This window comes from Aliiglaciecola sp., assembly GCF_039982535.1.
In the GTDB taxonomy this organism is placed as follows: domain Bacteria; phylum Pseudomonadota; class Gammaproteobacteria; order Enterobacterales; family Alteromonadaceae; genus Aliiglaciecola.
Map to the genome: position 1 here is coordinate 209729 of NZ_JBDWYG010000033.1, position 13143 is coordinate 222871.

Sequence of the window (13143 nt, forward strand, 5' to 3'; positions counted from 1 at the left end):
GCTCAAAGTTTAAAAGAGCAGATTAAAAAGGCTATTTTAAAGGAGGTGTTTTTCCAATGTACTTAGCCGTCAAGTTTTGCAAGGTAATTTGCAATGAGAATTCACGGATGTGTGTAAACTTTTTTACCTGAGTTGACGTAACTAAAATGCCGACAAGTTTGATTGTATCGAAGCTTAGTAACCTGTATAAAAGTGAATTGCTGTCTATGTGGGGGCTGTTGAATAATTTACAACATGGTTTAGCCTCCATTTAATGATTCTATTACTCAATACTGCTTTTTCATGCAGTAGCGCAAACTATCGAAAAGTGTAACTAACAAATTAAGGAATGTATTTGATTGATATTACTGCTGGACTAGTTTTGGTTGGATTATTATCCATCTTTTGTCAATATTTTGCCTATCGCATAAAATTACCTGCAATCTTACCTCTTCTTATAGTGGGTATTATTGTTGGTCCTGCGACCGGTATCATAAATGCTGACCAAATATTTGGTGACTTGTTATTTCCCGTAGTGTCACTTTCTGTCGCAATTATTCTGTTCGAAGGGGCTTTAACACTTCGCTTTGAAGATTTACGTGGTCATGGTTCCATGGTTCGTAATTTGTGTACATCAGGGGCTATTTTGACTTGGTGTTTAGTCGCTGTAATCACTCACCTTGTGTTAGATATGTCTTGGGAAATGGCCTTTTTGTTTGGTGCCATTGTGACGGTGACCGGGCCAACGGTAATTGTCCCCATGCTTCGCACCGTGCGGCCAAGCAACAAATTAGCTAACATTCTTAGATGGGAAGGTATCATTATTGATCCCATAGGCGCATTGTTAGCTGTATTGGTTTATGAATATATAATTTCTACGCAAGATGCACTGAGTCATACTTTGTGGGCATTTAGTCTCACAGTGATTATTGGCTTGGGCGTTGGCGCAATTATGGGGTATTTACTCGGCCTCGCCCTGCGACGAAACATTATTCCTCATTATTTGCGCAACACCGCAGTGTTAACCTTAATGTTAGGCGCATTTGCCGGTTCGAATATGATAGCCCATGAGTCAGGCTTGCTTACTGTCACAATTATGGGCATGTGGCTGGCAAATATGCGAGATGTAGATGTTGATGACATTTTAGAGTTTAAAGAAACCTTAAGTGTGTTATTGATCTCTGGTTTATTCATTTTATTAGCCTCTCGAATTCAGTTGGATTCACTGTTACATGTCGGCTGGGGAGCAATCATTGTTTTATTGGCGATTATGTTTATCGTCAGACCCATTTCGGTTATGGTTTCGTCCCTAAAAACCGGACTTAACTGGCGAGAACAAGCGTTTTTGAGCTGGGTAGCACCAAGGGGCATAGTCGCAGCTGCAGTATCTGCATTATTTTCGTTGAAGTTAGAAGCCCTTGATTATGCGCAAATAGAAATATTGGTACCCCTGGTCTTTTTAGTGATTATTTCTACCGTAGTGGTGCAAAGTCTTACTGCAGTTCATGTAGCTCAATGGCTCGGAATTCGTGCTCCTAAACCAAATGGTTATCTGATATTCGGTGGTGGAGCGTTTTGTCGGATGTTTGCCAAAGAGTTAATGGACAACGATATTAATGTTTGTGTGGCTGATACTAACTGGGATGCCATCCGCTCCGCTAGAATGGAAAACATTCCCACTTACTTCGGCAATCCAATGTCAGAACATGCATCACGAACATTAGATTTATCCCTATTTGGTCGAGTGCTGGTGATGTCACCCTATCGCCAACTCAATCCCATGGTGACGTTTCATTTTGAAGATGAGTTGGGTAAAGGTACGGTTTTAGGTTTGAGCAATAATGAACAACAGCAAAGACCTAGCCATCAAATATCTGAATCATACGCCAAAAAACTGGGATTATTCGATGATGGGATCACCTATGGAAAACTCGCAAGTTGGGTGGCAAAAGGCGCTAAAATTAAAACTACTCGTTTAACCGAGAGTTTTTCAATGGACGATTATTTACAAGAATATGAAGGGAATGTGTTAGTGCTATGTGCATTTGATAGTCATAATAAACTGCGAATGCTGACCAACAAAAAATCTGTTGATCCCAAAGCTGGGTGGCGAATAATGAGTTTAGTCATTCCAAAGGAAACGGATTCTGAATTAGTCACTAAATCTAACGAAGAAAAATAATCTAGATGGAACAGTCACTAAACAATCATAACGTTGAAATAAAGTGGCTAATCAAGACTCTGCCGCTTGTTTTTTTGAGGATTAAATTTGCCTGTTTAAGGTTGTGGAAACGCCCTTAAACAGGCTCTAAGATTACTATCTATAGTTGCTACTTCAACTGAATCGCAAGGCTATCCTCAAGTTTTGTGTCTTAGTTGGGGCGTATGTGTCTTAACAAATGCAACTGCCATAAAAAAGGAGCGAGCGATTAAGATTTACACCAGCAATTATCAACAATCCAGTCTTCTATATCCTCTGCATGCTGGTGGTTTTTAACGTTACTAACCAACACTAGCTTGTGGTATATTCACGGTGAAAAACAATTATAAAGACCTTAGTCAAGGAAACGGGTTTCAATCATGAATGATATGAGTTTAGTTGCTAAAAATCTTCGGGCGGTTAATCATATTCTAGTCGCTGAAGATGACTTAGATGATCAAGAATTGATCCGTGATGCCTTAACTGAAAATAAACTGGCAATTGAAAAAATTAAGTTCGCTCAAGATGGCGAAGAGCTTATTTCTTTACTTAACAGCGCCGAAGTTTTACCAAGTTTGATACTGCTAGATTTAAACATGCCTCGTAAATCAGGAAGAGAGGCTTTGGAAGAGATTAAACGAGACCCGAAACTCAAACATATTCCAGTGATAATATTTACTACTTCGGATTCAGAAATCGACATCAAAGAGTGTTATTTTTTAGGCAGCAATGCGTATTTAACCAAACCAAACAACTACGTCGATTTGGTGGAGCTAATGAAAGATCTTATTAATTTCTGGTTCTGCCAAGCGCAAATTATCGTCGATTAATCCCGCTATTTTAAGCTTCAATAATAACCTTCAAGCAAGGTTAAAGCCTTCAATTGTAATGTCCTAGTTCGATGGCGTCTCCTAGAGGATTCGAACCTCTGGCCTACCCCTTAGGAGGGGGTCGCTCTATCCAGCTGAGCTAAGGAGACATTTGTGAAATTTTAAAGGGGCCAAGACTATACTAAAAGAGCCAGTGTAAAAACAAGTATTGGTGCTTCAGTTTTTAAGGATAAATTGACTTACGCAATGGCAAACAACCCTTTCTAATTTCACCCCAACGCCTTCATTGCAGCACATCCTACCTCGAGTATGAATTAGAGTTTGGATACAAAATCATTGGCTTGGATACTCGCCAATAAGCTACCGTCTTTTGATACAGCAACTGCTGAGTCAGGGGAAACACTAACAATTTTAACGAGGGTTGGATGTAGGTTGAACTGAGTAAAGGTTTTTCCTTGTGGATCAATTATTTGTTGTAACTGAAAAAGTGTGAACTCATCACCTTTGAGGATCCCTTGATTGCTACCAATATCCAAAGTGAGTTGTTCGCCTCTGACTTGAATAATACGTCCGTAGGTGGGGGCACAGGCGAGCTTTTCATCGACATTGATGGCAATATCCTGCATAACCGCTGATATTGCTGTTCCAAATGGGCTTTGCCATAACTGGTTGCTATTTATGTCAACACTTTGGTGAGTATCAAAATCCCATGGTGCATCGGCGTTATAGGATTTCTGCCACATCAATGAGCCTGTATAGCCGTCCAAAAGAGCGACTTGGTAACTAAAATTCCTAGTTGGTAAATTGTTATTCCATAGCTGCCACTTAGATGTTTTAGGGTTAGATACACTGATGTCTTTAACCGTGGCGGTTAATACATATTGAGCGTTTGACTGCTTTGCCAACGTCATCGCATCATTTATCAAGGTAATAGGCTGCGAAGTGTAATAGAAAGGTAGAATAGTTTGAATGCTCGATTGCTGCGCGAAGTCTTCGAAATTTTGTTGCAGTATTTCTGGCAAAATAGTACCAATCTCAAAAATATTGCCGGTAGTTGCTTGCTCTCTATTGTCGATGGGATGCCAGGTAGTGACGATGCTTTTAGGGTATTCTGATGATTGACATACATTATTATTGGCAAATATATCTGCCCGCAAAGACACAGTAAGGTAGCCGTCTTTCAACACTTCATCTATGAGCTCAATACTATTTACTTCACCGCTGGCGCGAATAGTTAAGTCATCATTTTGCAAAACCCCGTTTGCCATCTTTTGTACGCTGTGAACCGATGCGCCAGCAAATAACAAAACTTGTTTAATTGCATCTTGGGTCGCATTTTGCCGCGCTAACTCTATATTGCCGTTTCTTATTGCCGCTTGGCCGCTAGACTCGAACCAGGCTGCCGAGGATAAACCAGAGAATAGTACTGAGGATAATACACAAAAGAATGTGATTAACTTAACAGAGAAAAGTTGACGATGTGCTGATTTCATTCACAAATTATCCAATAAGAACTTAAAATTAAAACGCTTAGCAGGTGATACCTTGCTTGCTTAGTCATTACTAAGCTATGAACTCTCAATAGTCATGGCAATTTGCAGTATCTTTATGCTTCACTATGGGTTTATGTACCCTTAGTTATGCATCTTTTGTACCTATTTTGTTAAGTTGCTTAGTCAGAATCTCGGCTACATTGCACTTCAACATGCATCTTTTTTATGTGATTGTAAATTTGTGTTCTAAAGGAACAAAAATTGCAGTAAAAAATATTATAGAGAGTAGGTTCTCTAATAAATAGTAGAGAATAAAGAATTGAGAGTGAACTTGATAACGGTATTTATTGAGTTTGAATATTAGCAAGAAAATGATTTAGCTAAAAAGTACAGTTAAAAAAATTACTGAGAAAAAATATGAAATTACTTTATACCATTGCAGTTGTAGGATGCATGTTCGGTGTCGTAGGGTGTCAAAACCTTATCGATAAACAGGTAGAGTGGGAGACCATCGAACCAGAGACATATCCCGTGATCCGTTCTATTGGGTATGCACCTATAGACGCTCAACGTGGAAGTGATAGATCTGCTAAAGTCCTAATGGCGGTTAAAGCGTCGAAACTGGATGCGTATCGCGAATTGACCGAGCAAGTGTATGGACAAAAAATTGACGGTGAGCAATCATTAGCTAATTTAGTGCTTACAGATACGCAGTTGATGGCTAGTGTTCAAGGTGTTATTCGCGGTGCCCGAGTCGTTAAAAGTTATCCCATTGGAAACGACTCCTACGCCACTGAATTGGAACTCGATTTTAGTTTAGTGCATGACCTATATTTAAGTACGGCTAAACCGAAGCAAGTCAAAAAAGTCCGCTACTATTGAGCTTAACCCTCTGTGAGCTAATTCAAACGATGAACTAACCTAATCAGGTTAGTTTCATTTGGTCGGATAAATTAAGGGCTGTCTGCCTAGCTAATTCAAAAAAAGAATCTAAGCCGTTACACTCTTGCCAGATGAGCCGCCTTTGGGTTTGCCGCTTTTGTCGTATGTCATGGTTTCTTTTGCACGGGACTCTAATAATAAACTGCGCAGATGTTGTAGACGCAACTGACCTTGTTCTACTGCTTTTTGATTGATCTCTGTTCTGAATTTACATTGAGATAAAGACTGATTAATTTTATCAAACAAATCTTTAATCTCTTGTTCAGCTGCCCAATCGGGATGTTTTTCAACTTGTTGTTCGATGGTTTTGTCGGTAACGGCAATGGCTTCTAATAATGCAGATTTGTCATTAATAACAGTCGTTAACGATTCAGCATCTCTGGTGCCGATCAAATGAAGTTCAGACTCAAGTAACACTGTCAGTGAGTCAAGTTGTTGTTTTTGCTTTTCTAGGAGGGTAATTAGGTTATTCATTTAGCTTTACTTTTATTGTGAGAAGCTAAACCAATCTGGCATTAAATTCTAATCTTTAATGCCAAATACTTGAGCTTCGAGTTTGCTAATTTTTTGCGCTAAAACATCAGGATTAACGCGATACTCACCATTCTGGATGGCTTTTTTCAATTTGTCGACCTTTTCCTGATTAACCGGAGTGTCAGTTGATTTCTTTTGCACTTGGCTAAGCTGCTGTGCAGATTGGGTCAAGGATACAGAATCCTGCCTTGGAGCTGCCGCAGACTTTGATTGTTGCGCTGCAGATTGCGCAGTCGCTTGATTCTGAGATTGTTGTTGATTCAACCTCTGATTCTCAAGTTGTGGCTTTTGATTTCCACTGTTTACATTGTTAATTGCCATAATGACCTCGAATACCTAATTTACCTCACTTATCTTATCGGCCGTAACTTTACGATCTTTAGTGAAATTTGGAAATAAACTAAATATTTTTCAGATAAGTTCAAACAGTCGCTATTACGCTGTAATAATCGACAGTTTACGCTAAATATATTATATCTGCACAACTACTTGATGGGTATTTATAACCTGTGCATGTACGACTCTTTTCGATTTACTGTTCTTGACTGCAATGGTATCGCCCAAATTGCCATCTTGTTGAGCAATTCCCTTAGTTTTTATACTGACTCCACCCGTATTAGCAGTAATCAGAATACTGTCTCCTTTGCACACAAAACACAGTTGACCGGGAACCACGGGTTGACCAGGACGACTACGCTTCTTCATACGTGCGCCTACAACCGTATTTATCTGGGAAAAAGTGCTGGTGCGTATAAGGTTTTTATCTAACATTACAACTCTGACATCATCTTCGTTTAAAACCGTACCGGGGCTGACAGAGGTTGTAAGTACTACCACAGGCTGAACACGTGTAGCTTTTACCATCATATAAAGATACCAATTGGTTTCTTCACAACTAGCTCTTACTGTTATATTACTTTGCGCCAAGGCTTCTTTACTTGCAGAAATGGTGAATGGCACAGGGCAGTGAGGGATGACGATTCGTTCATCCAAAGGCATTGCTTTTATGGTTAAATTATCATCACTTACTTGTGTATATTGTTTCAACTCAGTTTTGACGTAGTTTTCCACTGCGTGACTTAGTTGTTGTTTGGACGTATCAATATCACTAGACTGTGCAGCAAATGCATTATCTAGAGCCGAAGTAACAATGAAAATAACACTAAGTAATTTAGTCGTTGTATGTTTTGTCGATATTTTCATGTTCAGGTGCCGCCGTTTTGTCTATGCTTATTAATTCATTAAGCAAACAAAGATAAGCGTCAAAATTCAGTCACAAAAACCTGTTTTGGCGCTACTATTAGTTAAACTTGCTTTTTCTGATAGGGATAACGCAACAATTGTGCCTATTTTAAATTTTATTGGGGTGGTATATGTCGGGAATTCTTGACTCAGTTAATCAACGAACGCAAATAGTTGGTCAAAATCGGCTTGAGTTATTGTTATTCAGGTTAAACCGCAGACAACGATTTGGCATTAATGTGTTCAAAGTTCGTGAAGTACTGCAATGCCCGCAATTAACGTCAATACCTAGACAAAACCCACTTATTAGAGGCGTGGCTCATGTTCGAGGTCAAACAATATCAGTGATTGATCTAAGCATGGCAACCGGTGGTAAAAAAATAGAAAATATCAGTAGTGCCTTTATTATTATTGCCGAATACAATCGTTCTGTGCAGGGGTTTTTAGTGGGCTCCGTTGAGCGTATTATTAATACCAATTGGGACGCTATTATGCCTCCTCCCCAAGGTACCGGAAAAGCCAGCTATTTGACGGCTGTAACCGAAGTTGATGATGAGCTCATTGAAATTCTTGACGTCGAAAAAATTCTTAATGAAATATCACCTCTAAAAACTGAAGTGAGTGAAGATTTAGCTGCCGATTTAAATATGTCGGATTCTCCTGCAAATGATAAAATCATTTTTATCGCAGATGATTCCGCGGTAGCGAGGAGTCAAGTTAAAAAAGCGCTTACGGCGTTGGGATTGAATATTGAAGTGGCTAAAAACGGACTTGAAGCCCTTAATCGTTTGAAAGAAATTGCAGCAGAAACCGGCGATGTTACCGATAAAGTAGGGGTGTTGGTGTCTGATATAGAGATGCCAGAAATGGATGGCTATACCCTAACAGCGGAGATCAAACACACTCCAGAGCTGAGTAAGCTTAAAGTCGTTTTGCATACATCCTTAAGCGGTGTTTTTAATCAAGCAATGGTGCAAAAGGTGGGGGCAGATGATTTTATCGCTAAATTCCACCCCGATGAATTAGCTTCTGCTGTGCAAAAGTGGTTTAACAAATAAAGCGTTACTATACGACGGAAGTTAATATTTGAAATTAGATCAATTAACGCCTCATGAACTTTCAGAGTTTGCTCATTTTTTAGAGCGTCAGTGCGGTATTGTATTAAATGAGCAAAAAGGCTATCTGGTTTATAGTCGCCTTGGTTCATTAGTTCGTCAGGAAAACCTAACGAGCATTTCTGAACTCCTTAATATCATTTATAAAAGCAATTCCAGCAAAATGCGTGAAAAGGTGGTTGACGCAATGACCACTAATGAAACCTTATGGTTTCGTGACAAGTACCCCTTTGAAATTCTAAGTCAAACATTACTAAGCCAGTTTGCTAATGCGAACCGCAAAGTAAGAATTTGGAGCGCTGCCTGTTCTTCTGGACAAGAGCCCTATTCCATAGCGATGTGCATTCATGAATACAAAAGGAAACACCCTAGGGCGTTTCCATATGGAGTGGAGATAGTCGCTACAGATATATCAACCCAAATGCTCGAAAGAGCTAAAACAGGTAAGTTTGATAGTATTTCAATTAGCAGGGGGTTAGCCGAAGAGCGTAAAAACAGGTTTTTTAGGGCCGTAGACAATAACCATATGCAATTGGGCAAAGAGATTGTTTCTATGGTGAATTTCCGTCCTCAGAATCTGTTAAACAGTTATTCTGCCTTGGGACGTTTTGACGTGGTTTTCTGTCGAAATGTGCTTATTTATTTTTCCTTAGACAACAAGCGGAAAATACTGCAACAAATTGCCGCTTGCCTGCAAAACGATGGAGTTTTATTTCTCGGAGCATCAGAATCCATCGCAGGTTTAAACCAACTGTTTAGCTTGGAACGTAATAATCCAGGTATCTTCTATATTAAAAAAAGCATTTAATACAACACCTTACACTTTTCTTCCCCGTCACTTACGAATCTAGATAATTGTCTTGGCATAGCCCTTGCTAAATTTTTCTCAAGCGAGTTTTAAGTTGAGAACAGTATGGCAATTAGTCTTGATAAATTAACCGGGTTTCATAGCCGAGCAATGCAGGTTAGAACCGATACCATGGAAGTAATTTCAGGTAACTTAGCAAACGCTAATACTCCTGGTTACAAAGCGCGTGGCGTTGATTTTCAAAAGGCCATGCAATCGGCCAATCAAGATCGGCAGCAAAATATGACCCGTACTCACGAAAAGCATTTCGAAGGGGCAATGCAGTCTCAAGCAAGTATTGAGTTTCGAGTTCCATTGCAGCCTGATACCGGCGACGGTAATACCGTAGAAGTACAAGCTGAACGTAATGCTTTTTTGGAAAACGGTATGCGTTATCAAGCAAGCATACAATTTTTGAATGGCAAGATTAAAGGTATGAAGAAAGCATTAGCTGGAGGGCAAAGCGGATGAGTTTATTTAGGGTTATGGACATTGCTAGCACTGGCATGAGTGCCGAAAGTGTTCGGTTAAATACAACTGCCAGTAATATTGCCAACGCAAATAGCGTTAGCAGTAGTTATGACGCAACTTACAAGGCTCGCCATCCAGTTTTCGCAGCTGAGATGCAACGAGCGACAGAAGCACAGTCACAAGGCTCAGGTGTGCAAGTACTTGGCATAGTAGAAAGTCAAAAGCCACTACAGATCGAATACAGCCCAGGCCACCCAATGGCAGACAGCAATGGCTATATTTACAAGCCAAATGTGAATGTGGTTGAGGAAATGGCAGACATGATGTCAGCATCAAAATCGTATGAAACTAATGTTCAGTTGGCAGACACTACCAAACGTATATTTAGACGTGTGTTGCAACTTGGTCAGGGTCAATAAATCACTGATTTAGTGAGGAAAGTAACGTGGAAATATCAAAAACAACAGGATTAGACGCTAACCTGTATGTACAAGAAGAAACCGTGCCAATTGATGATGGCAGTAATGAAAGGTTAAGTCAGGAAGACTTTTTCTCTCTACTTACCGAGCAGTTGGCGAATCAAGATCCCACTAAACCTGTGGACAATGATCAGATGGTATCGCAAATGACTAGCTTCAGTATCTCTGAAGGCATAGATTCATTGAATACAAAATTTACTGAGTTTGCTACTAGCATGTCTTCAAATCAAGCGCTGCAAGCATCAAGCCTTATAGGTCAAGATGTTTTATTGCAAGGTAATGTTGGACATTTGAGTGATACCAGTACCGGGGTGACCGGCGTGGTGATAACCGATCAAACTACTCAAGATTTACAAATTACCATTGAGTCTGCATCCGGTGAGTTAATTAAAACTATAGATGCGGGTACCCAGTCAGCTGGAAATATTGAGTTTACATGGGATGGTAAAGATGCAAACGGCAATGATTTGCCAGCTGGCAATTACGCTGTTTATGCACAAGGTTCGCAAAACGGGGAATCAATAACTTTACCCACTGCAGTCAACAGACATGTGGATAGCGTCAGCTTTGCGAGTAACAATCAAGGTGTCATTTTAAATTTGGATGGCGAAACAAGTGTCAATTTGAGTGATGTCATTCAAATCGGTGGTTAATTAAAAATGTTAGCCCTTTAGTTTAGGAGAGAATAAACGATGTCTTTTAACATAGCATTAAGCGGTGTTTCAGCTGCTCAAAAAGATCTAGATGTCACTGCAAATAACATTGCAAACGTAAATACTGTTGGTTTTAAAGAATCGCGAGCTGAATTCGGTGACGTCTATGCTTCGTCGCTATTGGCAGCCGGAAATACAAAAGTTGGCGACGGTGTTCTAACCCAAGATGTTGCTCAGCAATTTTCTCAAGGTAGTCTTCAGTTTACCAATACTGCACTGGACCTGGCGATTACTGGAAATGGTTTTTTTGCCACTACTCCTGAAATAACTTCTCGTGATTTCTCATTTACTCGAGCAGGGCAGTTCAAGCTTGATCAAGATAACTTTGTGGTTAATTCTAACGGTGATAACTTAATGGGCTTTCCAGTCAACGCTGATGGTACGTCTTCATCTGTGGCGTTGAGCACAACTGTTCCGGTGAGAATTCCAGACTCTTCAGGCTCACCACAACAAACCACCGAAGTTGCCCCTCGCTTTAATTTACCAGCAGGTGATGATGCTAAAGATATAACACTTTTTGATCCGGACGATCCACTTACGTATAACGCAGCTACGTCTATTACTGTTTATGACTCGCTTGGTGATAGCCATGTCATGACCTATTATTTTATGAAAGATTCTGCAGCAACCAATGAATGGGTAGTTGTTAACTATGTTGATGACACTGCTATTGATACCGCAGGTGATACTGAAAATGTAGCTGGTACAGATCCGAATAACATTGCAGGTTCAGTATCCTTAGGAGCTGATGCGGTCTCTGGATTTAGAATGCAGTTTAGTAGCGGCGGTGATTTTATTGGTATTCAAAATGGTGATGGTACTCCTGTTGCCACCGGCGATGTGACGACTGTTCAGTTAGGTAACCCGCCGTTGACAAACGGTTCTGATGCAACTCAGACGATTACAACAAACTTCGCACTTGAAGTTGGTAGTGCAACGGCAGATGAACCGACACAGTTTGCGTCTTCTTTTGAAGTAACCTCATTAGAACAAGATGGACTTGCTGTAGGTCGACTTACCGGAATTGATATCGGTCCAGATGGGTTGGTTCGTGCTACATTCTCAAATGGTACCTCAGAACCTGTTGTCCGTGTTGCTCTGGCTCGTTTTGCTAACGAACAAGGGTTGACGCAACAAAGTAGTACCCAATGGAAAGAGAGTATTTTATCTGGAGAAGCCCTTGCTGGTGAAGCGACTACGGGTACCTTTGGAGATATAAATTCCTCAGCACTTGAACAAGCGAATGTGAATTTGACCACGGAGTTGATTGATATGATTATTGCTCAACGTAACTTCCAAGCTAACTCACGGGCCCTTGAGGTAAATAACCAACTTAACCAAACTATCTTAAATATCCGATAACTTGGTTTGAGATATACAATACCGCTCCAATAAGAGCGGTATTTTTTTGTTTAATTTCAACTAGATACCCACTAACCATATACATCTAAGAAATCAAGCTCGTTTAATTCCTATTTTTTGTTCCGATGGCATCTTTATTGCAACTCTTTAGGTTACGTTAACCAGAGTCAATAAGTTGTCATGGATAAATTACTCTATATTTCAGCCAGCGGAGCCAGCCAAGACCTATTGGGCACGGCCGTGCGCGCCAACAATTTAGCGAATGCGCAAACCAACGGTTTTAAAGCCATGTTGGAAAATGCGAGAGCCATGCCGGCATACGGCGAAGGTTTGCCGACTCGGGTATTTTCAATGACAGAATCCCCCTTCAATAATTATGAGGGTGGCGCAATGATCCAAACCGATCGCGAATTAGACGTAGCGATTCAAGGTGATGGTTGGCTTAGCGTAATTGATGCCCAGGGCAACGAAGCTTATACCCGCGCAGGTAGTCTGCAATTAGGGCCAGATGGCGGTCTTGAAGATGCCAGTGGAAATTCAGTGTTAGGTGACGCTGGTGGCATATTTTTGCCCATTCCACTTTCGAATATCAATATTGCTAACGATGGGACTATTTCCGTTCGTCCACAGGGAGCCCCTGAAACGGTATTGGAAGAAGTGGGCAGGTTAAAGTTAGTAAATCCCAACGTTGCAGATATGAAACGTGGTGAAGATGGTTTATTTCGTCTGAAAAATGGTCAAGAAGCCAATGAAGATATAAACGTACGACTTCGTACCGGAATGGTAGAAGGCAGTAACGTAAATGCCATTGACGAAATGGTAAATATGATCAGCCTGCAGCGCCACTACGAGTTACAAGTGAAGATGATGAAAAAGGCCGACACCTTAGATATGCGCGGCAATCAATTACTCAGAATAATTTAGAACTAAACATTA

14 protein-coding genes and 1 tRNA gene are annotated in these 13143 nt (G+C 40.4%); 10 read left to right on the forward strand and 5 right to left on the reverse strand.

Features of this window, described 5'->3' with window-relative positions:
* The first annotated feature begins 334 nt into the window (after window positions 1-334).
* Together ABJV04_RS08105 and ABJV04_RS08110 are read left to right on the forward strand one after the other, a co-directional pair.
* On the forward strand, window positions 335-2161 hold the full coding sequence (locus ABJV04_RS08105; protein WP_348490964.1) for a sodium:proton antiporter: 1827 nt from the start codon (window positions 335-337) through the stop codon (window positions 2159-2161).
* Between the two features lie 398 nt (window positions 2162-2559).
* The gene (locus tag ABJV04_RS08110; protein WP_348490966.1) at window positions 2560-3009 is read left to right on the forward strand and encodes a response regulator; all 450 of its coding nucleotides are present in this window, start codon (window positions 2560-2562) and stop codon (window positions 3007-3009) included.
* Between the two features lie 72 nt (window positions 3010-3081).
* Here the strand turns inward: ABJV04_RS08110 and ABJV04_RS08115 are convergent.
* A tRNA-Arg gene (locus tag ABJV04_RS08115) sits at window positions 3082-3158 on the reverse strand.
* A gap of 165 nt (window positions 3159-3323) precedes the next feature.
* Window positions 3324-4502: a flagellar assembly protein T N-terminal domain-containing protein gene (locus tag ABJV04_RS08120; protein ID WP_348490968.1), complete on the reverse strand. Its 1179-nt coding sequence runs from the start codon at window positions 4500-4502 to the stop codon at window positions 3324-3326.
* 417 nt (window positions 4503-4919) lie between these two features.
* On the opposite strand from ABJV04_RS08120, the gene ABJV04_RS08125 reads away from it, so the two are divergent.
* Window positions 4920-5384: a flagellar biosynthesis protein FlgP gene (locus ABJV04_RS08125; protein ID WP_348490969.1), complete on the forward strand. Its 465-nt coding sequence runs from the start codon at window positions 4920-4922 to the stop codon at window positions 5382-5384.
* A gap of 108 nt (window positions 5385-5492) precedes the next feature.
* Here the strand turns inward: ABJV04_RS08125 and ABJV04_RS08130 are convergent, their stop codons facing one another.
* The 3 genes from ABJV04_RS08130 to flgA all read right to left on the reverse strand — a co-directional run bounded on the left by ABJV04_RS08130 (window position 5493) and on the right by flgA (window position 7181).
* Window positions 5493-5918, reverse strand: a complete 426-nt coding sequence (locus ABJV04_RS08130; protein ID WP_348490970.1) for a flagellar protein FlgN — start codon at window positions 5916-5918, stop codon at window positions 5493-5495.
* Between the two features lie 48 nt (window positions 5919-5966).
* A complete protein-coding gene (gene flgM, locus ABJV04_RS08135) occupies window positions 5967-6299 on the reverse strand; it encodes a flagellar biosynthesis anti-sigma factor FlgM (RefSeq protein ID WP_348490972.1) in 333 nt (110 codons plus the stop codon).
* 150 nt (window positions 6300-6449) lie between these two features.
* Entirely contained in the window at window positions 6450-7181 is a 732-nt protein-coding gene (gene flgA / locus ABJV04_RS08140) for a flagellar basal body P-ring formation chaperone FlgA (RefSeq protein WP_348490973.1), read from the reverse strand.
* Window positions 7182-7351: 170 nt separating this feature from the next.
* Here flgA and ABJV04_RS08145 point away from each other — a divergent pair, with 170 nt between their 5' ends.
* The 7 genes from ABJV04_RS08145 to ABJV04_RS08175 all read left to right on the forward strand — a co-directional run bounded on the left by ABJV04_RS08145 (window position 7352) and on the right by ABJV04_RS08175 (window position 13131).
* Window positions 7352-8278, forward strand: a complete 927-nt coding sequence (locus tag ABJV04_RS08145; RefSeq protein WP_348490974.1) for a chemotaxis protein CheV — start codon at window positions 7352-7354, stop codon at window positions 8276-8278.
* Window positions 8279-8306: 28 nt separating this feature from the next.
* Complete coding sequence (locus ABJV04_RS08150; protein ID WP_348490976.1) at window positions 8307-9143, forward strand: protein-glutamate O-methyltransferase CheR; 837 nt, start codon at window positions 8307-8309, stop codon at window positions 9141-9143.
* Window positions 9144-9248: 105 nt separating this feature from the next.
* Window positions 9249-9653: a flagellar basal body rod protein FlgB gene (flgB, locus tag ABJV04_RS08155; protein ID WP_348490977.1), complete on the forward strand. Its 405-nt coding sequence runs from the start codon at window positions 9249-9251 to the stop codon at window positions 9651-9653.
* On the forward strand, window positions 9650-10072 hold the full coding sequence (flgC, locus tag ABJV04_RS08160; RefSeq protein WP_348490979.1) for a flagellar basal body rod protein FlgC: 423 nt from the start codon (window positions 9650-9652) through the stop codon (window positions 10070-10072). The genes flgB and flgC overlap by 4 nt, the downstream gene beginning before the upstream one ends.
* Window positions 10073-10098: 26 nt before the next feature.
* The gene (locus ABJV04_RS08165; RefSeq protein ID WP_348490980.1) at window positions 10099-10785 is read left to right on the forward strand and encodes a flagellar hook assembly protein FlgD; all 687 of its coding nucleotides are present in this window, start codon (window positions 10099-10101) and stop codon (window positions 10783-10785) included.
* Window positions 10786-10824: 39 nt separating this feature from the next.
* Window positions 10825-12207, forward strand: coding sequence for a flagellar hook protein FlgE (gene flgE / locus ABJV04_RS08170; protein ID WP_348490982.1), 1383 nt, complete (start codon window positions 10825-10827; stop codon window positions 12205-12207).
* A 180-nt stretch (window positions 12208-12387) separates the two neighbouring features.
* A complete protein-coding gene (locus ABJV04_RS08175) occupies window positions 12388-13131 on the forward strand; it encodes a flagellar basal body rod protein FlgF (RefSeq protein ID WP_348490984.1) in 744 nt (247 codons plus the stop codon).
* Window positions 13132-13143: the final 12 nt, after the last annotated feature.

Coding starts and splice junctions, on each gene's coding strand:
- ABJV04_RS08110 (WP_348490966.1), top strand. CDS start 2,560: ATGAATGATATGAGTTTAGTTGCTAAAAATCTTCGGGCGGTTAATCAT.
- ABJV04_RS08120 (WP_348490968.1), bottom strand. CDS start 4,502: ATGAAATCAGCACATCGTCAACTTTTCTCTGTTAAGTTAATCACATTC.
- ABJV04_RS08125 (WP_348490969.1), top strand. CDS start 4,920: ATGAAATTACTTTATACCATTGCAGTTGTAGGATGCATGTTCGGTGTC.
- ABJV04_RS08130 (WP_348490970.1), bottom strand. CDS start 5,918: ATGAATAACCTAATTACCCTCCTAGAAAAGCAAAAACAACAACTTGAC.
- flgM (WP_348490972.1), bottom strand. CDS start 6,299: ATGGCAATTAACAATGTAAACAGTGGAAATCAAAAGCCACAACTTGAG.
- flgA (WP_348490973.1), bottom strand. CDS start 7,181: ATGAAAATATCGACAAAACATACAACGACTAAATTACTTAGTGTTATT.
- ABJV04_RS08145 (WP_348490974.1), top strand. CDS start 7,352: ATGTCGGGAATTCTTGACTCAGTTAATCAACGAACGCAAATAGTTGGT.
- flgB (WP_348490977.1), top strand. CDS start 9,249: ATGGCAATTAGTCTTGATAAATTAACCGGGTTTCATAGCCGAGCAATG.
- flgC (WP_348490979.1), top strand. CDS start 9,650: ATGAGTTTATTTAGGGTTATGGACATTGCTAGCACTGGCATGAGTGCC.
- flgE (WP_348490982.1), top strand. CDS start 10,825: ATGTCTTTTAACATAGCATTAAGCGGTGTTTCAGCTGCTCAAAAAGAT.
- ABJV04_RS08175 (WP_348490984.1), top strand. CDS start 12,388: ATGGATAAATTACTCTATATTTCAGCCAGCGGAGCCAGCCAAGACCTA.